Below are 729 nucleotides of genomic sequence, written 5' to 3'. Positions count from 1 at the left end.
ACGCGGGGCGGGGGGACGGCGGCGAGGATCTGGGCGACGACGTCGGCGGGGGAGACGCCGTCGGCGAGGGCGTCGAAGGTCAGGACGAGGCGGTGGGAGATGACGTCGCCGGCGACGGCGCGGACGTCGTCGGGCAGGACGTAGTCGCGTCCCGACAGCAGGGCCAGGGCGCGGGCGGCGGAGACGACGCCGAGGGTGGCGCGGGGGCTGGCGCCGATCTCGATGACGGGCCGCAGGTCGGGCAGGCGGTACTGCTCGGGTTCGCGGGTGGCCATGACGAGCCGGACGATGTAGTCGGCGACCAGTTCGTGGACGGAGACGCCTTCGGCGGCGCGCTGGAGGGAGGCCAGGCGGGCGGTGTCCAGGAGCTGCGCGGCTTCGGGGGGGTCGACGCTCATGCGCTACCAGCCCGGCGAGGACGACATCCGCCACATGGACTGGGCCGTCACCGCCCGCACCACCATCCCCCACGTCCGCGACCTCATCGCCGACCACGAACTCGAAGCCTGGGCCCTGGTCGACCTCACCCCCAGCATGGACTTCGGCACCGGCGCCCTGGTCAAACGCGACCTCGCCGTCGCCGCCCTCGCCGCCGTCGGATTCCTCACCATCCGCCTCGGCGACCGCGCCGGCGCCTACCTCCTGCACCACGACGGCCTGCGCCGCTGGCCCGCCCGCACCGGCAAGGCCGCCCTGTACGCCCTCCTCCAGGCCGTCCCTGTCTCTTAT

1 protein-coding gene and 1 pseudogene are annotated in these 729 nt (G+C 74.2%); one reads left to right on the top strand and one right to left on the bottom strand.

All coding sequences use genetic code 11. The features are described from left to right. A pseudogene (locus E1298_RS47380) lies at positions 1-401 on the bottom strand (AAA family ATPase); the annotation flags it as partial. Between E1298_RS47380 and E1298_RS47375 the strand changes: the two are divergent. Continuing rightward, on the top strand, positions 397-729 hold a 333-nt coding region (locus E1298_RS47375), incomplete at its 3' end, for a DUF58 domain-containing protein (RefSeq protein WP_131903914.1). The pseudogene E1298_RS47380 and the gene E1298_RS47375 overlap by 5 nt on opposite strands.

This window comes from Actinomadura rubrisoli, assembly GCF_004349215.1.
Lineage (GTDB): Bacteria > Actinomycetota > Actinomycetes > Streptosporangiales > Streptosporangiaceae > Spirillospora > Spirillospora rubrisoli.
This window is presented reverse-complemented; position numbering and strand designations above follow the sequence as displayed.